Raw genomic sequence first — 17,555 nt, 5'->3', positions numbered from 1 at the left:
AATTTCAATAAGAATAGGCAGGAGTCTTGTGTGGCCAGAGTAAAACTCGAATTACCCGATGAATTTTCATTTGTGACAGAGCTGGATGTACGGGTATCGGATATTAATTATGGCAATCATGTTGGTAATGACCGCATGATCTCGTTATTGCATGAAGCCCGGTTACGCTTTTTACGCAGCCATGATTTTGGTGAGTTTAATGTGGGTGGCCTGGGGATTATGGTGTCGGATATTGTGGTTTCTTTTAAGGCTGAATCCTTTGTTGGTGAACATCTGACGTTTCATGTGGGTCTGACCGATTTTAATAAATATGGCTGCGACGTGATTTATCGGGTCGAAAACCATAATGAAGATAAAGTGGTGGCACTGGCCAAAACCGGTATTGTGTTTTTTGACTACGACGAGCGCAAAATTGCCCGTATTCCAAAAGTCTTTTATGAGCGTTGTGCGCCTGACTATCAGCAAGAAGAAGTCTGAGCTCTATTTCCCCTGTGATATACAAACTTCCCCGTGCTTTACAAACCGCACGGGGGAATAAACCAGCTCGGTCGTTAAAATAGCTCAGTCATTAAAATAGTTAGTAATAAAGTCGAGGAAAGCACGACTTTTGTTAGCCAGATAACGATTCTGAGGGAAAACCACCTTAATGGTACGCACCGGAATATCTGCTTCTTTAAATAATTGCACCAATTCACCACTTTCCAGGTGACGCTCGGCGATATAGGTTGGCAGAGCAGTAATGCCCATCCCTTTTAAACACGCTTCATACACCAGGTCAATATCATTAACGGTTAACTTACGCTCGATATTTTGTAGTGTGAAACCGTGGTCTTTTTCAAACTGACGCAGCCAGTTAACGCGGGCGTATTCGGCATTGGCAACTAACAGGATGCGGTGGTTATTAATGTCTTCAAAAGACTGAGGCGTGCCCCATTTTTTTAAGTATTCCGGCGAGGCACAAACGGCAATTTTTTGTTCTGCCACGGGTTTGGCAATTAAACGCGAATCTTCCAGTGTGCCAATACGCAACGCAAAATCGTAACCTTCTTTAACGATATCCACCGGTCGGTCAGAGATATGCAACTCAAAGCTGATATCCGGGTACAGCTCGGAAAAATCATTAAAAATACGTGCTAATTCGCGACGGCCAAAGTTTGACATGGCGGTGATGCGCAAGCGGCCACGTGGGGTAACATCAAAGTCGGTGACCAGTTTTTCCGCTTCGGTAATGGATTCGAGAATATTCTCACAATGCTGGTAGAACATTTGCCCGGCTTCGGTCGGGCTGACCGAACGGGTAGTGCGGTTTAATAAGCGAACCCCCAGCTTTTCTTCCAGGCTGCTGATCTGCTTGCTGACCGCGGAGGGCGTCACACCCAACGAGTCGGCTGCGGATGTGAAGTTGCGGGAACGAACAACGGAAACAAAGGTTTGCAGAGAATCGATGCGTGACATGATTATTAACTCATTTTGATTAATGACCCTAATAACTCCACTATATTGTATTTTGGGGAACTAATCGACTGGTTTTTTTGTAATCGCTTCACGAAACACGGGTGTCGTTTATTTACGCAGATTGATCAGTCCGGAGCTGATAATTAATGCCGCCCCCAGCCAAGTCGTCCATAACGGAATCTCATCCCAGAATAGCCAGCCCATTAAGGCACCATAAATCACGGCGCTGTAGGCATACACCCCCACACTGCCGGTGGGGGCAATCTTATAGGCTTTGGTGAGTGCCAGCTGGCCAAAAGTAGCAACCGCACCGATCAGAAACAGCAGCAACCAATAGGATGGCGGAACGGGTTGCCAGTTGGCCAGCGCGGCCGGAAAGGAGACGGTGGCGGCGATCACCCCAAAATAAAACACAATGCGCTGGCTGGGCTCCTGTGTCATCGACAATTTGCGAATGGTGACTTTTGCCAGTGCCGCAAGAAAAGCCCCCAATAAACCAATCAGTGCGGCATAGGTAAAGGCATCATCGCCACCGGGTCGCAAAATAAACGCCACTCCGGTAAAGCCAACGATCAGTGCCAGCAGACTGTGTTTACCTGATTTCTCCGACAGCCAGAGCCAGGCTATTAATGGCATAAATAACGGACTGGAGAGCTTAACCAGAAACGCCTCGGTTAGCGGCATATTGGCAATGGCCCAGAAGTAACAGTACATCGCCGTGACACCGACCAAACCACGCATCAGATGCCAGTGCCAGACGCGGGTCTTTAACAGCGATGGCCCCTGACGCAGCACCAGCGGGATCAGAATAATCAAACCGGCCAGGTTTCGGAAAAAGACAATCTGCTCGGTGGAGAGCTCATCGGAGACAAATTTAATCAGTGCACCCATGATGGCGAGCAGTGCTTCACCGCCGATCAGAAATAACGCGCCTAAACGAATGGCATCGCGTTGAGACAGGGGGGACGAGCTGGGCAAGATGGACTCCGGTTGATTCATCTCAAGCGAATCTTTTGTTGAACCTTTAAATTCACAAAAGCAGAGCTATATAAGAGGTAGGTAAGTAGTTAAGGCGCTGGATTATAAAGCAGGCAGGGTCATTGATGCACAGGAAGATATTAGCCGCACCCATCGCAAGGCACATCCCTGTGCCTGCGATGCGCCCGCAACATCCTGTTGCTGCTATGAATACCTTCCTGTACATCAGTTGCCTGCTGTTTATTCTAAATATTCAAAAAATTAAACTTTATTTGTTTTTACTTGAAAAAAACTAATCAGCCCGCAAATAGCTTAGTAACAATTAAGAATGCGATTAACAAAACGATTGGGTCACAAGATCGAGGAGTCATCTCATTATGCGTATGGATCGTTTAACCACCAGTTTACAAAACGCCCTGGCCGAGAGTCAGAGTCTGGCTCTGGGGCAGGATCACAACCAGATTGACAGCGTGCATGTACTGCTGGCGTTGCTGGAGCAAACCAACAGCTCCATCAAAGATGTGATTCGTCGTGCGGGTGTGAATGTCTCTGAATTAGAGCGTGCATTGCGCACGGTTCTGACCGATCAGCCAACCGTCAGTTCTCCGGACGGCAATATCCAACTGGCTCAGGAATTAGGGCGCTTATTAAATCTGGCGGATAAAGAAGCGCAAAAACGTGGCGATCAGTTTGTATCGAGTGAAATCTTCCTGCTGGTTGCGTTACAGGATAAAGGCGCGGCGGGTAAAGCACTGGCCGACGTCGGTTTAAAAGCTGAGCCCTTAGAAAAAGCCATCAAAGATATGCGCGGCGGCGAAGCGGTAAATGATGCTAACGCCGAAGATAACCGCCAGTCGCTGGATAAATATTGCATTGATCTGACCGAGCGTGCCGAAGAGGGCAAGCTGGATCCGGTCATTGGTCGTGATGATGAAATCCGCCGCACCGTGCAGGTATTACAGCGCCGTACCAAAAATAACCCGGTGTTGATTGGTCAGCCGGGGGTGGGTAAAACAGCCGTGGTTGAAGGCCTGGCGCAGCGTATTATCAACGGTGAAGTGCCGGAGAACCTGAAAAACAAACGTATTTTATCGCTCGATATGGGCGCTTTAGTGGCCGGTGCTAAGTACCGCGGTGAGTTTGAAGAGCGTTTAAAAGCGGTATTAAAAGACGTTGCCAAGCACGATGGCAGCATCATTCTGTTTGTCGATGAATTACATACCATGGTCGGCGCCGGTAAAGGCGACGGTGCGATGGATGCCGGTAATATGCTGAAACCTGCACTGGCGCGTGGTGAGCTGCATTGTGTCGGTGCCACCACACTGGATGAATACCGCGAATACATCGAAAAAGACGCCGCGCTGGAGCGTCGTTTCCAGAAAGTGCTGGTGGATGAGCCTTCCGAAGAAGACACCATTGCCATTCTGCGTGGCTTAAAAGAACGCTACGAAGTGCACCACGGGGTGCAGATTACCGACAGCGCCATTATTGCTGCGGCTAAGTTATCCCAGCGTTATATCACCGATCGTCAATTACCGGATAAAGCTATTGATCTGGTGGATGAAGCGGCGTCGGTGATTCGTATGGAAATTGATTCTAAGCCTCATGAAATGGACAAATTAGAACGCCGTTTAATTCAGTTAAAGATTGAACGCGAGGCGCTGAAAAAAGAGAAAGACGATGCCGCACGTAAGCGTCTGTCTGGCTTAAACGAAGAGATCAACAAAGCGGGCAGTGCTTATGTTGAGCTGGAAGAGGTGTGGAAGAAGGAAAAAGCCCTGCTGGAAGGCGCCTCCAAATCCAAAGAGCAGCTGGAACAAGCCAAGCTGGATTTAGACGCGGCACGCCGTAGCGGTGACTTGCAGCGTATGTCTGAGCTGCAATACGGCACCATTCCAGAGCTGGAGAAGCAGCTTGAATCCGCCAATGAAGCGGAAGCGGCCGGGGCGCAGGAATTCAGTCTGCTGCGTAATAAAGTAACCGAAGACGAAATTGCCGAAGTGGTATCGAAATGGACTGGCGTACCCGTGAGCAAAATGCTCGAAGGCGAGCGCGACAAACTCCTGCGTATGGAAGACGTGTTACACGATTCCGTGGTGGGGCAGCAGCAAGCAATTGCAGCAGTATCCAATGCGGTACGTCGCTCCCGTGCCGGACTGAGTGATCCCAATCGACCCAACGGCTCTTTCCTGTTTCTGGGCCCAACCGGGGTGGGTAAAACCGAATTGTGTAAGGCGTTAGCGACCTTCTTGTTCGACAGCAAAGACGCCATGGTGCGCATTGATATGTCGGAATATATGGAGAAGCACTCAGTTGCCCGTCTGATTGGTGCACCTCCGGGTTATGTCGGTTACGAAGAGGGCGGCTATTTAACTGAAGCCGTGCGCCGTAAGCCGTACTCAGTAATTCTGCTGGATGAGGTCGAAAAAGCACATCCGGATGTGTTCAATATCCTGTTGCAGGTATTGGATGACGGCCAGCTGACCGATGGACAGGGGCGTAAGGTTGATTTCAAAAACACGGTCTTGGTGATGACGTCCAACCTCGGTTCTGATGTGATTCAAACCCTGGCGGGTGCGTCGGCAGAAGACGGTATTGAGTCCAGTTATGAGGATATGCGCGAAGCCGTGATGGGGATTGTGGGTACACATTTCCGTCCGGAATTTATTAACCGTATCGACGAAGCGGTGGTGTTTCATCCACTGCAGAAAGAACAGATTCGTGGCATCGCTGAAATTCAGCTGCAGCTGTTGCATCAGCGTTTACGCGAGCGGGAATTATCGTTAGAGCTAACCGATGCTGCCATCAGTAAGCTGGTGGATGTGGGTTACGATCCAGTGTTTGGCGCACGACCATTAAAGCGTGCGATACAGCAATGGATTGAAAACCCGCTCGCCCAGCACATTCTCAGTGGCAAGTTTGTCGCCGGGCAAGTGATTAAAGGGGATGTGCAGGATGGTCAGCTTTGCTTTAACGGTTGATAAACCGGAGAAGCATGAACCGGCTCGGGAACAGGAACCACTTTCCGTTTCACCAGATCAATCCAGGCTGATAGCACGCTGATGCGTGCCGCCAACTCACCATTGTCTTTATAGAGATTACAAACCAATGTAATGGTTTTATCTGAGCCGGTTGGTTCGCCGGCTTCAATCTGGGCGGTGAGTACATCACTCAGATGCGCTTCGCGGAAATATTCGGTGGTCTCCTTAAACAGCACCGGACCAATCTGATGCTGCTTGCTCCATTCGTCGGTCAGGCCTAAGGATTCGAGAAACTTGATCCGCGCGTGGGCGGCCATATCGGCATAGGCGCTGTGACGCATATGTTTGTTGGCATCGCAGTCCGACCAGCGGACTTCAAACGTGGTGCTCAGTAATACCTGATCGGAATGAGGCTGACTCATAATCTTCGCTCTGTGGCCTGGCAAAGCGACGATTATGCGTGATGGCTGCTAAAAACGGAAAACCCACGAGTGGAACAATCTATTGCTCCACCAGCGGGTTTATTGCAAATCTTAGACGCTGAGGCTGTTAAGCCATGGCAACCGGGCGTGCCATATAACTCGCCTGGCTGCGGTAATTACGGCGATAAGCCGCGGGTGTTTCTCCGGTCCACTGCTTAAAGGCTCGTTCAAAACCACGTCGATCGGAAAAGCCCAGATCGAGTGCCAGTTGCTGTACATCGGCGGATTCCTGCTCCAGCGCCTGTTTAGCTTTTTCTAAGCGAACTTCTTTCACCAGGGTCGAAAACTGGCAGTCTTCTTCCTGTAAGCGGCGTGTCAGCGTACGGCTGCTGGTATTTAACAAGGCGGCAACCGCCGTTTTGGTGATCGCAACGGATTCCGGCCATTGATGTAACACATACATCACCTTACGGCTGAACGCCTGTAGATGGGTAAAGCGCGACAAACTCTCCTCCGCCTGCGCTTTCAGGGTATGTACCAGCATTGGATTGGCATACATCAATGGGGAGTCAAGATGTTTGCTGTCGGTTGAAATCCAGTTCTGGGGTTGGTTGTACTCAATCGGCACGCCAAAAAACGCTTCCAGTTTATGGCGGTAAGACGGTGGTGCACCACGGAAACCAACGCCGGTCAGGCGATAATAATTGCCACCAATGGCTTTGCAGATGCTGTGAATACCAGCAGCAACAAACTCAGCCCGGGCCTGATTGCCAAAATGCTGGCCGTCGGTGACATAAAACAGCACCTTCACGGATTCATGGCCAATGTAAAAATCGGGTGAACGGGAATCGCTGATCAGTGAGTAATAACGCCTCAGAATGGCCAGTACTTCGCGGCCGGTCTGGCAACTGCTCACCAGAAAACCTAACAGATAGAAGTTAGGCAACTCCAGCTGTTGACCGGCAGCAAGGCCAATCGCAGGTTCATCAATCAGATGGCTGCAATGCTCCAGCAAACGATCAAAGTCGTGGATGGAGATTCGCTGTGCAGCATTGATGGTATTGGCATTCAGTCCGATTGATTTCAGCAGCTCGCTGCTGACGTAGCCTTTACTTTCCAATAAGCGAAACAAAGGCTGTAAGGCCGCCGTTGCCATAGTATTGGGGGTACGTTGACTCATGATTGTGATGCTTTTGTTTTTATTTTTGGTATAGAAATAACCTACCACCAGATTTTGCAATAGGCCAGTCCCTGTCGTAATAATTGAAAAAACAGAGATTTTTCAATTTGTTAGTGTTGACAGTCTAATGTCTTATGCGTACTATGCGCAGCCTCTGACGCGGGGTGGAGCAGCCTGGTAGCTCGTCGGGCTCATAACCCGAAGGTCGTCGGTTCGAATCCGGCCCCCGCAACCAATTATATCTTTACTGCTCGATAATTGGTTTGTTCACAACATGTCAGACACAAAATTGCCGCGGGGTGGAGCAGCCTGGTAGCTCGTCGGGCTCATAACCCGAAGGTCGTCGGTTCGAATCCGGCCCCCGCAACCAATTGAAAAAGCCCGCTTTCATAGCGGGCTTTTTTTTGGCCTGTGAAAACTAGACGCAGTATCTTCACCGCTGTTAATGTATCGGCCATTCCCTTATTTTTCTTGTGGCCAGAAACATGTTCCACGACCCTACATTGGTGTACAGCCAGATTCATAGCCGTGATGCCAATATGGCAGCCCGTGCCTTGTTGGGCTGGAAACAGGAGTACGATCAGCTCGATGGTGGTGAGTTCTGCTCGTCACTGGAGCATATCTCAGGGGCTGGTATGCAGTTGTTCCGGGAATGTTTTAATTTGCCGGTCTCCCAATCGGCGAGTATGCCGGATAACTGCATCAGTGTGGTCGTACCACTGGATTTATCCGCCCAGGGGAATTCTGATCAGGCCCGTAATATCTGCGCTAACGGCATTACGCTGCTACCGTACGAAGGCGATGTTTTCTGGGTATGCGGTCAAACTTCCGATTATGTGGTGGTATCGCTGTCGGTTGATTTATTAAAGCAACTGTTATGCGATGGCGATCTTAATGCACTGATGCAGGCCCAGCGCTCCTATGCGTTTAATTTACCGGTCAAACATCTGCAGCAGTTACAGCGCTTATTATTATCCGTGCTGAATGATTATCGCCAAGGGTGTGTTACTGATCTGTTTTCGGCTGAATTGCAGCAGCGTTCGTTGCAACATGCGTTAGTGGGTTCTCTGCTGGATCTTTATGTGCATCAGCATGAATCGGGTAATAAAGAATGGCGGCCACTGGGAAACCAGCATCATTATATTGTGCGTGAGAGCATTGCTTATATCAGCCAGGATGAGAATCAAAGCGCCGGGGTGTTGGATATTTGTAAGGCCCTTAACGTGCCTCGACGCACGCTGAATTACAGCTTTGAACGGGTGACGGGCATGGCGCCATCGCGCTATTTACGCTCGTTACGCCTGAACCGGGCGCGGCGTGAAATTCTGGCTTCGTCTGAGCCGATCGGCACTATTGCCGAACGCTTTGGTTTTTCTCATGCTGGCTACTTTGGCAAAGAATATCGCCAGTTATTTGGTGAGTCCGCTTCGCAAACGCGTCAGTGGAGTTAAAGATACTTAACGCTTGCCATGCTGCTCTCTATACTGCTCTGCAAATACAAAAGCTGAAGTATCTTTCCATGTCACATTCTTCATTAAAAACACTATTAATCACCGGAGCCGGGAAGCGCCTGGGTAAATTATTAGCTGAGCATTATTTGCAAGCGGGTTATCGGGTGGTGGCCCATTTTAATAGTGTGAATGAATTACCCGAACATCCTAACCTGATAGCGTTACAGGCGAATTTATCGGATTCAGCGGCTGTTGCCCGCTTATGTGATGAACTGGTGCAGTACGGCCCTTATTCCGGTGTAATTCATAACGCTTCTTGTTTTGTGGCTGATGGTGTGGCCGCTCAGAACAACACTGACTTTCAGGATCATTTTCAGCAGCATTTTTCCGTGCATGTGTACGCGCCGATGATAATTACCGAAGCGTTAAACAATCATTGGGCGGAACCGGCGTGGATGACGGTGATCTCTGATATTTACAGCGACATCCCTAACGAGCGGTTTGCGGTGTATTGCGCTTCAAAAGCGGCCTTACAAAACTGGGCGCTGAGCATGGCACAGCGGTTATCACCTCAGGTGCGCACCAATATTATTCAGCCGGGCCCGATTCAGTTTTTACCTGAGCATTCCGAAGCTTATCGTGAAATGGTGTTATCACAATCACTGATTAAACAAGAGCTGGGCTACGGCGCAATTGTTGATGCCTGCGATTATTTAGCGACCAGCAAAGCGGGTGTGTGGCAATGTGATGCGGGTCGATGGTGGGCGCTTTGTTGCTAATCGTTATGACCAAACCTTTAATAGTTAATCGTTAACTGCCGTAGCTTAATTGCTTTAACCAAAGCTGCTGAACCTGCTGGTTATAGCTGTCTTCTGGTTTATTATGCAGGCAATCCTGCTCGTTATTACCCTGATATAAAATATCAATATCAATGGTGCGGTCTTTATTTTTACGAGCGGGGTTTTTGGCTTCTCGGCCCAATGCTATTTCGATTTTTTGCAACCGGATTTTTAATAAATTGGGTAATAAATCGCTGTCAAAAATAACCAACTGATTCATAAAGGCATGCTGGAAACTGTTTCCGACCGGAGCCGTTTCTAATGCTGGAGAAACTGAAATCACGCGACCTACATCATCCAGATGACGGATGGCGGCGGCGAGATTTTGTTGTGGATTGATATTGCTGCCCAGTCCCAGCAAATACATGAGGCGATACTCTTATTCTGATGATGGCTCTTTTTTACCAGAGCAGCCTGGCAGTGACAAATGCAAAATATGTAAAAACTGCTCTGTCTAAAGTCTGATTCTTAATGGATTTCTTCAGACCTCTGCTTGCAAGCCTGCACAAGATAATTTTTGGTTATAGATAACGAAACATTTCAGCACCCGCTGAGCGCTCTATTGAGCGACAAGACCATGGCATGTCAGGGAGGACATACCCATGCATTCTTATTTTATCGTTATCACATCCTTACTGTTTTTATTTTTGCCACTCTGGGCGACTTCCGGGCAGTTAGTGCCGTCACCGCTGATGCTGGCCAGCCATTACATCAGCGGCATTGATGTACGCAAATATTATGTCAGTGAAAAACTCGATGGTGTGCGTGCGTATTGGGATGGAAAGCAGCTGTACACCCGTAGTGGCCGGTTTATTTCTGCTCCCTTGTGGTTTGTGGCGCGGCTGCCAGAGACGCCTCTGGACGGTGAGCTCTGGCTGGGGCGCGGTCGGTTTGAGGAGATCAGTGGCCTGGTCCGGACGCAAAAAAGTGATCCGGATGATTGGCGAGAGGTTAAGTATATGGTGTATGACCTACCGGAGATGGTTGCACCATTTCATGAACGTTACTGGCTGTTGAAAACCTTGGTAGCAGAGCAGGGAACACCGTGGCTGAAAGCTTTAACTCAGAAAAAACTCAGCAGTGAAACCCAGCTTAAAGAACAGCTGCAACAAGTTGTGGCCGCCGGTGGTGAAGGTCTGATGTTGCGCCATGGACGTGCCTTGTATCAGGTTAAACGCAGTCAGGATCTGCTGAAATTAAAGCCACAGGATGATGCTGAGGCAACGGTGATTGATTATGTCGCTGGCGAAGGTAAGTATCGCGGCATGGTTGGTGCGCTACTGGTACGTGATTCGCAGGGGCGTGAATTTCGTTTAGGTTCGGGTTTAACGGATGCTCAGCGGAAAACGCCACCCGCCATTGGCACTCAGGTTACCTATTCCTATAACGGCTTAACCAATACCGGCTTACCCCGCTTCGCGCGTTTTGTTCGGGTACGTCCGCCTGAATAGCATCTGTTTTGAATAACGTCTGCCAGCCAATTAAACTGCTGCAATGACTCAGATTATTCAGCGCTCGCTGCCCGCTCAATGGCAGCTGCCGGGACTTTCGCCCACTCTACAACGTATTTACGCGGCCCGGGGAACCACCACATCAGACCAACTGGAATTACAGTTAACCCGACTGTTGCCCTGGCAATCGCTCACCGGCATTGACGCGGCGGTGGAGCTGTTAGTGCCTATTGTGACGGAACAGAAAAAATTATTAGTGGTTGGTGATTTTGATGTTGATGGTGCCACCAGTACCGCATTGGCGATTCGTGCTCTGGGTTTATTCGGGGCGCAGAATCTCGATTATCTGGTGCCTAACCGCTTTGACTTTGGTTATGGCTTATCGCCGGAGCTGGTGGAAGTCGCCGCTCAGCGCCAACCGGATCTGATTATGACAGTTGATAATGGCATTGCCTCGGTTGCTGGTGTGGCTGCGGCGCAGGCTTATGGCATCCCGGTGTTGGTCACGGATCATCATTTACCGGGCGATGAGCTGCCGGAGGCGGCCGCGATTGTAAACCCCAATCAACTGGGTTGTGAGTTTGCCTCAAAGGCGGCTTGTGGTTGTACCGTGGTGTTTTATGTGATGTTGGCTTTACGCGCACGGTTGAGCGCTATGGGCTGGTTTGCGGCTTTTCCCGGCAACCAGCCACCTAATATGGGACAGCTGCTGGATCTGGTGGCGCTGGCTACGGTCGCCGATGTGGTGCCTCTCGATTTTAATAACCGCATTCTGGTGGAGCAGGGGCTGCGTCGTATTCGTGCCGGGCAAGTGCAACCGGGTATTCAGGCGTTGCTGCAGGTTGCCGGTAAAAACCCGGCCCGAATTGTGTCGTCGGATTTTGGTTTTGCACTGGGACCGCGACTGAATGCCGCCGGGCGTCTGGATGATATGTCGCTGGGAATTGAATGTTTACTGACTTCCAGCTCGTCATTGGCGCTGTCGATGGCACAAGAGCTGGATGAGATGAATCGCAACCGCCGTGAAATCGAACAAGGAATGCAGCAGGAAGCGATGGCCTATGTGAAACAGTTTCAGGTCGGTGATAATTTGCCGACCGGATTGTGTTTGTATCAGGCCGACTGGCATCAGGGTGTGATTGGTATTCTGGCATCGCGGATTAAAGACAAAGTGCACCGTCCCGTCATTGCTTTTGCTGCAGACGATGACAGTGCGGCTCCTAAGCTTAAGGGATCAGCGCGCTCGATCCCTGGGCTACATATGCGCGATGTGCTGGATGAAGTCGACAAACGCCAGCCGGGTCTGATCAATAAATTTGGTGGCCATGCCATGGCAGCCGGATTAACCCTGAATCCGGGAGCCTATGATGACTTTGCCTCCATCTTTAATCAGGTGTGTGAACAGCATTTAACCCCGGCCCAGCTGCAGCAAACCCTGGAATCAGATGGGGAACTTCAGCCACAGGAGTTTACTCTGGCACTGGCGCAGGAATTAAAGTGGTCTGGTCCCTGGGGACAGGCGTTTCCCGAGCCATTATTTCACGGTGAATTTCGTCTGATTCAGCAACGTATTGTTGGTGAACGACATCTGAAACTGGTGTTACAGCCGTTAAACAGCCAGCAGTTGATTGATGCGATTTATTTTAATATCGATCCGGCACAGTGGCCCAATCACCGTGACGATGCCGTGACTGCGGCGTTCCAGCTGGATGTAAATGAGTTTCGGGGAGAGCAGTCGGTGCAGTTGTTGATTCGTCACCTGCAGTTTTCGACATCTTAAAAGGAATATTTTATGCGCTACGGATGGCTGCTTATTAGTGTGATGATTGTCAGTATTGCTGATGCTGAGTTATATCGCTGGCAGGATGAACATGGGCGCTGGCAATTCTCAGATAAACCACCGCCATCGAATGCAAATCCCGCCCAGGTTGAACAGCTGAATCTACCTTCAGCGATGGAAACCCAATCAGTACGGGTCGAGTCTGGCTCCAAGCGTCGGAAGGATAGCAACGACTGGCTGAAAAAAGAGCAGGATGCCTATCAACAGAAAAAAGACCGTCGCTTAAAACAGGAAAAGCAGCAGCGTCGGCAACAAAAACAGCAGGAGGCGTGTCGTGCAGCGCGGGATAAATACCGTTCTATTCAGAATTCTTTTTATCGCGCCAGTAGTCCTAATACGTTAAATAAGCGCCGTGAGCGACTGGACAAACAGAAGCGCCGAATCAAAGCGTCTTGTGGTTAACTGATGCTGATATAACCCGAGCATTATTATCTTTTTTGATAAACGTAAGTGTTGGTAGTTTTTGGTGAGAATTGGTGTTTTTGCTCAGTAAATAGTGTGACTTTGTAGATATCTTTGATTACAGTTCCTGATATTGGTCTTTATAAACAATTCTCACTACCTATCAATACGATGACAACCCAGCTGCTTATTCCTTCCCGCCCCGATTTATTGCTCGAAATCCAGAATATTTTAGCGCAACCCGACCCGGAGCCAGCTGACGTCGTTGAACTGATTAAGCGTGATGTGGGCTTGTATACGGTGCTGCTGGCCGCGGTGAACAGCCCCTTGTATCGGCGGGAGTTTCTGATTGAATCGGCCGAACATGCGGTAGCGATTCTGGGCATGACCCGGGTGGCTAACCTGGTACGGGTTGTGGCGTTACGCAGCTCGGTGGACCCGGATGGCCAATGGCAGTCGTTTTGGGAAGTGTCGACAGAAATCGCTACTTTATGCCAGCAACTATCGGTAAAACTGCACTGCTTGTTGCCCGATAATGCTTATACCCTGGGAATGATGCATAACATTGGTGTGCCACTGATGCGCGCCCGCTGGCCGGATTACGATACCCAGCTGGCATCCTTACAAAGAGATAATGCCGTCTTAATCCGCCGCGCTGAACTGGCAGCATTTGATACCAATCGCTTTCAGGCTGCAGGCTTGTTAGCGAAAGAATGGTTTATGGCCGATGAATTGGTTGATGCTTTGCAATATCAGGCCCATGCACAAGCGGCCCTTATGGGCAAAGCACAGGTTTCAGATGCGGTATTGCAGGCGAATGCTTTGCTGTTATTGGCAAAAGATATCAGTCAGGAATATCAGAACTACTGGCATTTTGACAGTGACGATACCTTGTCTCCTTTGGTGGTTCGTGCGTTAAAACTGTTAAATTACGATCAGTATGACTATCTGGATCTGAAAGAAGATCTGTTGCAGCAACTGGCGCGCAGCGAAAGCGCTCATCATTAATTTTGCCCTAGCAGGCTATTGAAAAATGTTTCTGAGGCAGTCAGAACAAGACAAAAATCAGCGAAAACGCGCAGTTTATAAGTCATAAATGAGCATTTTGAGCTGATTTTTAACGAAGTTATGGCAACGTAAGTAGTGTTTCAACAGCCTGCTAGTGAACTTCTGGCTAAAGATACCGTCTCAGCTGGTCGGTTTATTTTTATTGTAAAAGAGCTAAGAGCACCCGGTTATGGCGTTTCAGGTTTCACTGGTATTACTGGCATTTGCTGCCAATTCATTATTATGTCGCTGGGCACTGGATGTTCATCAGTTCGATCCGGCGGTTTTTTCTCTGGTGCGGTTATTGTCCGGCGCACTCACACTGACGGTGCTGATGCTGCTGACACGCCAGCGCTCAGCGGCCGCACCTGCACCAGCAATGCAATCGATTAAATACCGGCTTCAGCAAAAACGTTTCTGGTTGTTAGGTGCAGGGCTGGGCACTTATGTGCTGGGCTTCTCCTGGGCTTATACCCAGCTGGATACTGGCGTCGGCGCTTTTATTTTATTTGCCACGGTGCAGCTGGCAATGCAGGTGGCCAGCTTTATTCAGGGCGGTCGCTTAACCAGGCTGCAATGGAGCGGTGTTGTCATCTCTTTGCTTGGTCTGGCCGGGCTGCTCTTGCCCGGCGGCAGTGCGCCAGCGCCATTGGCCGCTGCACTCATGTTTATTGCCGCACTGGGGTGGACGGCATTTGTGTTGATGGCAAAAGCTTCCGGTAAAGCATTGGAAGATGTACAGCAAGCGTTTGTTGCTGCGTCTTTATTGGTGATTCCCCTGTTTCCATGGCTGTTAGACGAGTGGTTACACTGGAGCCCAATGCCATGGTTACTGGCGCTGTTATCGGGCAGTGTCGCATCCGGTTTGGGCTATTTTCTGTGGTATCGCATTCTGCCTGCGTTAGGTGTGCACCGTGCTGCTCAATTGCAGTTACTGGTGCCGGTGATCGCGGTGATGATGGGCGTGGTTATTTTAGCTGAAACGCTGGCGGTTCAGGCGCTGTTCGCTATGGTGGTGATTATTGCCGGTGTGATGTTATCAACTTTTGTAAAAAAGCGTGCCTGAACAGCGGAATCGTAAGGGATCACACAGCTAAGCGCTTTTCAGCTACAGGTATAACTTTTATAGTGGCGTTGTGAAAATTATTAATCAAGGACGCAACTATGCTTACCCTTTTGGCGAAGCTGTTTAAAGCGCTGAATTCAGAATCTTCTCCGGGCCAGATTGCGCTGGCCTTTTCTCTGGCGGTCATCATTGGTCTGACCCCGTTTACCAGCCTGCACAATATTCTGGTGTTATTACTGGCCTTTATTATTCGGGTCAATTTATCGGCATTTTTTCTGGGTGTTGCCGTGTTCAGTGGTATTGGATATCTGATTGATCCACTGTCAGCCAGCTTAGGCGAAAGCATCCTCAATAATAGCGCTTTATACGATAGTTGGACGCAGCTGTATCAAAATGATTTCTGGCGCATGATGGCGTTTAACAACACCTTAGTGATGGGTGGTTTTACTCTGGCTCTGATTGTTTTTATTCCGGTATTTATTGTATCGCGCATGTTAATTGTTATGTATCGCGACAAACTGCTGGCCTGGGTGAACAAATTAAAAATTGTTCAGGCATTAAAAGCCGGTAAGTTTTATAACATTTATCAATCACTGGCCAACTAAGGAGCTACGGATGAAACAATGGATTCGCTGGTCTGGACTGGCCGGTTTTATGGCGGTATTTGGTTTAATCGTTGCATTTTTTATGCTGGCGGCCGGCCCTCTGATTAAAAGCAGTATTGAATATTTTGGTAGTGAACTGGCCGGTGCCAAAGTGTCGCTGGAAGAGGTTAATCTACAGTTCAGCCCGTTTGGTATTGAAATGCAGCAATTGCAGGTGGCGGATGCAGAACAACCGATGGAAAACCTGTTGCAGTTTGATACGGCCGTTGCCGAACTGGAATTAGCACCGCTGTTGTTGGGTAAAAGTATTGTCCGCGAATTGAGCGTCGATAATCTGCAATTTAATACCCCACGGACCGAGTCTGGTGCACTTGAGAAAGTCGTCGAGGAAGAGCCGGAACAAGAAAAAACTGAAACAGCAGCCGATGAGCCCTCACTTGCTCAGCTGCCGAGTGTTGATGAAATCCTGGCACGTGAATCGCTGAAAACAGAGCAGGCTGGCCGTGAGGCACAACAGGCGTTTGCAGAGCGTAAGCAACAGATTGAGCAAGCCGCAGCTGCGGTTCCGGATGCCGATGCACTGGCACGTTACCAGCGTGAATTAAAGGCACTGACCTCTGGCGATATTAAATCGCTGGATGACTTTAATCAGCGTAAAAAGAAATTTGAGCAGCTGAAAAAACAATTTAAACAAGATAAAAAAGCCGTCGCCGCCGCCAAGCAGGCCATTGCAGAAGCTCGTGCGGACTTGTCGGACAAATTATCTGCTCTGAAAGCTGCTCCGGGTCAGGATCTGGCATCGATTCAGGATAAATACCAATTAAACGCCAGCGGTGCGACCAATGTAACGGCTTTATTGTTTGGTGACGAAGCCGGTCAATGGGCTGAGAAAACCCTGTATTGGTACGAAAAAATTAAGCCATATCTGGCCAGTGGCGAGAGTGATGGTAACGAGTCGGAAGCCGAAGAAAGTCAGCCACAACGTGGCAGTGGCCGTTTTATCCATTTCCCATCGGATGATCCATGGCCAGAATTTTTAATTCGTAAAGCGCATCTGAGTGCACCAATGCTGGGTGGCCAGATGTTAATTGAAGCCACGGATATTACTCATCAGCAAGCGGTATTAGGCCGCCCAACGTTGGTGGTGGTTCAGGGTAATGCCCTGACGGATATTCAGGATCTGACATTGGAAGCCACTCTGGATCATCGTCAGGCTCCGGGAAAAGACAGCGTGACGCTCGATATGAAAGACTGGAACCTCAAAGGCGTTAACCTGGGTGTTGCGGGAGCAGAGATTGAGTCTGCACTGGTTCAGGTGCAAGGTCTTGCATTGGTTAGTGGTGATCAGCTGCAGGCAAAAGCGGGTGCTCAGCTGGGTCAGACACAATTTGCCGGTAGTGGTAAAACCCAGTTTGCCAAAGAGATGTTGCGGGCATTAGCCAGCATTGATCGCTTTGATATCAATGCAGGTGCCAAGGGTGATATTACCTCACCTGAGGTGACCTTTGGTTCCGATCTGGATCGCAAGCTGAATAAAGCCTTTAAACAACGTCTGAAACAAAAACAAGGTGAGTTGGAAGATAAGCTACAGGCTCGTCTGGATGACAAAATGCAGTCATATCTGGGGGATTACGCCGATGATCTGAAAGCGTTAAATCAACTGGATGGCTCGCTGGATGATAAAGCGCAGCAATTGACTGACATGGCGGAAAAGCAGCTGGATGATTATCAGGCGCAGCAAAAAGCCAAAGCGGATAAAGAATTGAAGAAGAAAGAAAAAGAATTGGAAAATAAATTAAACGATAAACTGAAAAGCTTCTTCTGATACCTTGTATCGT

16 protein-coding genes and 2 tRNA genes are annotated in these 17,555 nt (G+C 49.2%); 13 read left to right on the top strand and 5 right to left on the bottom strand.

What is annotated here, in order from left to right:
• Positions 1-30: 30 nt before the first annotated feature.
• Positions 31-477 carry an acyl-CoA thioesterase gene (locus tag ACO05E_RS02545; protein ID WP_419811432.1) on the top strand — a complete coding sequence of 149 codons (447 nt, stop codon included), beginning with the start codon at positions 31-33 and terminating at the stop codon, positions 475-477.
• A gap of 84 nt (positions 478-561) precedes the next feature.
• Here ACO05E_RS02545 and ACO05E_RS02540 read toward each other — a convergent pair whose 3' ends face one another.
• Entirely contained in the window at positions 562-1,455 is an 894-nt protein-coding gene (locus tag ACO05E_RS02540; RefSeq protein ID WP_419811431.1) for a LysR family transcriptional regulator, read from the bottom strand.
• A gap of 108 nt (positions 1,456-1,563) precedes the next feature.
• On the bottom strand, positions 1,564-2,454 hold the full coding sequence (locus ACO05E_RS02535; protein ID WP_421722722.1) for a DMT family transporter: 891 nt from the start codon (positions 2,452-2,454) through the stop codon (positions 1,564-1,566).
• A 356-nt stretch (positions 2,455-2,810) separates the two neighbouring features.
• Here ACO05E_RS02535 and clpB point away from each other — a divergent pair, with 356 nt between their 5' ends.
• Positions 2,811-5,414 (top strand): ATP-dependent chaperone ClpB, encoded by a 2,604-nt coding sequence (gene clpB, locus ACO05E_RS02530; RefSeq protein ID WP_419811429.1) that lies wholly within the window; start codon positions 2,811-2,813, stop codon positions 5,412-5,414.
• On the opposite strand, the gene ACO05E_RS02525 is transcribed toward clpB, so the two are convergent.
• Complete coding sequence (locus tag ACO05E_RS02525; protein WP_419811428.1) at positions 5,393-5,836, bottom strand: acyl-CoA thioesterase; 444 nt, start codon at positions 5,834-5,836, stop codon at positions 5,393-5,395. The two genes, clpB and ACO05E_RS02525, sit on opposite strands and share 22 nt — an antisense overlap.
• 127 nt (positions 5,837-5,963) lie before the next feature.
• Entirely contained in the window at positions 5,964-7,016 is a 1,053-nt protein-coding gene (locus ACO05E_RS02520; protein ID WP_419811427.1) for an AraC family transcriptional regulator ligand-binding domain-containing protein, read from the bottom strand.
• Positions 7,017-7,174: 158 nt separating this feature from the next.
• On the opposite strand from ACO05E_RS02520, the gene ACO05E_RS02515 reads away from it, so the two are divergent.
• From ACO05E_RS02515 to ACO05E_RS02500, 4 genes are all read left to right on the top strand, one after another.
• Positions 7,175-7,251 (top strand) — tRNA-Met (locus ACO05E_RS02515).
• A gap of 58 nt (positions 7,252-7,309) precedes the next feature.
• Positions 7,310-7,386, top strand: a tRNA-Met gene (locus tag ACO05E_RS02510).
• A gap of 115 nt (positions 7,387-7,501) precedes the next feature.
• A complete protein-coding gene (locus ACO05E_RS02505; RefSeq protein WP_419811426.1) occupies positions 7,502-8,467 on the top strand; it encodes a helix-turn-helix domain-containing protein in 966 nt (321 codons plus the stop codon).
• Positions 8,468-8,535: 68 nt separating this feature from the next.
• Entirely contained in the window at positions 8,536-9,246 is a 711-nt protein-coding gene (locus tag ACO05E_RS02500; protein ID WP_421722721.1) for an SDR family NAD(P)-dependent oxidoreductase, read from the top strand.
• Between the two features lie 31 nt (positions 9,247-9,277).
• Here the strand turns inward: ACO05E_RS02500 and folK are convergent, their stop codons facing one another.
• On the bottom strand, positions 9,278-9,673 hold the full coding sequence (folK, locus tag ACO05E_RS02495) for a 2-amino-4-hydroxy-6-hydroxymethyldihydropteridine diphosphokinase (RefSeq protein ID WP_419811424.1): 396 nt from the start codon (positions 9,671-9,673) through the stop codon (positions 9,278-9,280).
• Between the two features lie 235 nt (positions 9,674-9,908).
• Here folK and ACO05E_RS02490 point away from each other — a divergent pair, with 235 nt between their 5' ends.
• The 7 genes from ACO05E_RS02490 to ACO05E_RS02460 all read left to right on the top strand — a co-directional run bounded on the left by ACO05E_RS02490 (position 9,909) and on the right by ACO05E_RS02460 (position 17,542).
• Positions 9,909-10,757: a DNA ligase gene (locus tag ACO05E_RS02490; protein ID WP_419811423.1), complete on the top strand. Its 849-nt coding sequence runs from the start codon at positions 9,909-9,911 to the stop codon at positions 10,755-10,757.
• A 43-nt stretch (positions 10,758-10,800) separates the two neighbouring features.
• Positions 10,801-12,537: a single-stranded-DNA-specific exonuclease RecJ gene (gene recJ / locus ACO05E_RS02485; protein WP_419811422.1), complete on the top strand. Its 1,737-nt coding sequence runs from the start codon at positions 10,801-10,803 to the stop codon at positions 12,535-12,537.
• Between the two features lie 12 nt (positions 12,538-12,549).
• On the top strand, positions 12,550-12,999 hold the full coding sequence (locus ACO05E_RS02480) for a DUF4124 domain-containing protein (protein ID WP_419811421.1): 450 nt from the start codon (positions 12,550-12,552) through the stop codon (positions 12,997-12,999).
• Positions 13,000-13,170: 171 nt separating this feature from the next.
• A complete protein-coding gene (locus tag ACO05E_RS02475; protein ID WP_419811420.1) occupies positions 13,171-14,007 on the top strand; it encodes an HDOD domain-containing protein in 837 nt (278 codons plus the stop codon).
• 229 nt (positions 14,008-14,236) lie between these two features.
• Complete coding sequence (locus ACO05E_RS02470; RefSeq protein ID WP_419811419.1) at positions 14,237-15,112, top strand: DMT family transporter; 876 nt, start codon at positions 14,237-14,239, stop codon at positions 15,110-15,112.
• Between the two features lie 98 nt (positions 15,113-15,210).
• Positions 15,211-15,717 (top strand): TIGR03546 family protein, encoded by a 507-nt coding sequence (locus tag ACO05E_RS02465; protein WP_419811418.1) that lies wholly within the window; start codon positions 15,211-15,213, stop codon positions 15,715-15,717.
• 10 nt (positions 15,718-15,727) lie between these two features.
• Complete coding sequence (locus ACO05E_RS02460) at positions 15,728-17,542, top strand: TIGR03545 family protein (RefSeq protein WP_419811417.1); 1,815 nt, start codon at positions 15,728-15,730, stop codon at positions 17,540-17,542.
• Positions 17,543-17,555: the final 13 nt, after the last annotated feature.

It is taken from the genome of Bacterioplanoides sp. (genome assembly GCF_965226395.1).
Lineage (GTDB): Bacteria > Pseudomonadota > Gammaproteobacteria > Pseudomonadales > Oceanobacteraceae > Bacterioplanoides.
The sequence above is the reverse complement of the archived record's forward strand: the minus strand, read 5'-3'. Positions and strand labels throughout refer to the sequence as shown.

Excerpts from the sequence above, each read along its gene's own strand:
- ACO05E_RS02500 (WP_421722721.1), top strand. The coding sequence starts at position 8,536 with ATGTCACATTCTTCATTAAAAACACTATTAATCACCGGAGCCGGGAAG.
- ACO05E_RS02505 (WP_419811426.1), top strand. The coding sequence starts at position 7,502 with ATGTTCCACGACCCTACATTGGTGTACAGCCAGATTCATAGCCGTGAT.
- ACO05E_RS02465 (WP_419811418.1), top strand. The coding sequence starts at position 15,211 with ATGCTTACCCTTTTGGCGAAGCTGTTTAAAGCGCTGAATTCAGAATCT.
- ACO05E_RS02460 (WP_419811417.1), top strand. The coding sequence starts at position 15,728 with ATGAAACAATGGATTCGCTGGTCTGGACTGGCCGGTTTTATGGCGGTA.
- ACO05E_RS02470 (WP_419811419.1), top strand. The coding sequence starts at position 14,237 with ATGGCGTTTCAGGTTTCACTGGTATTACTGGCATTTGCTGCCAATTCA.
- recJ (WP_419811422.1), top strand. The coding sequence starts at position 10,801 with ATGACTCAGATTATTCAGCGCTCGCTGCCCGCTCAATGGCAGCTGCCG.
- ACO05E_RS02480 (WP_419811421.1), top strand. The coding sequence starts at position 12,550 with ATGCGCTACGGATGGCTGCTTATTAGTGTGATGATTGTCAGTATTGCT.
- ACO05E_RS02540 (WP_419811431.1), bottom strand. The coding sequence starts at position 1,455 with ATGTCACGCATCGATTCTCTGCAAACCTTTGTTTCCGTTGTTCGTTCC.
- folK (WP_419811424.1), bottom strand. The coding sequence starts at position 9,673 with ATGTATTTGCTGGGACTGGGCAGCAATATCAATCCACAACAAAATCTC.
- clpB (WP_419811429.1), top strand. The coding sequence starts at position 2,811 with ATGCGTATGGATCGTTTAACCACCAGTTTACAAAACGCCCTGGCCGAG.
- ACO05E_RS02490 (WP_419811423.1), top strand. The coding sequence starts at position 9,909 with ATGCATTCTTATTTTATCGTTATCACATCCTTACTGTTTTTATTTTTG.
- ACO05E_RS02520 (WP_419811427.1), bottom strand. The coding sequence starts at position 7,016 with ATGAGTCAACGTACCCCCAATACTATGGCAACGGCGGCCTTACAGCCT.
- ACO05E_RS02525 (WP_419811428.1), bottom strand. The coding sequence starts at position 5,836 with ATGAGTCAGCCTCATTCCGATCAGGTATTACTGAGCACCACGTTTGAA.
- ACO05E_RS02475 (WP_419811420.1), top strand. The coding sequence starts at position 13,171 with ATGACAACCCAGCTGCTTATTCCTTCCCGCCCCGATTTATTGCTCGAA.
- ACO05E_RS02535 (WP_421722722.1), bottom strand. The coding sequence starts at position 2,454 with ATGAATCAACCGGAGTCCATCTTGCCCAGCTCGTCCCCCCTGTCTCAA.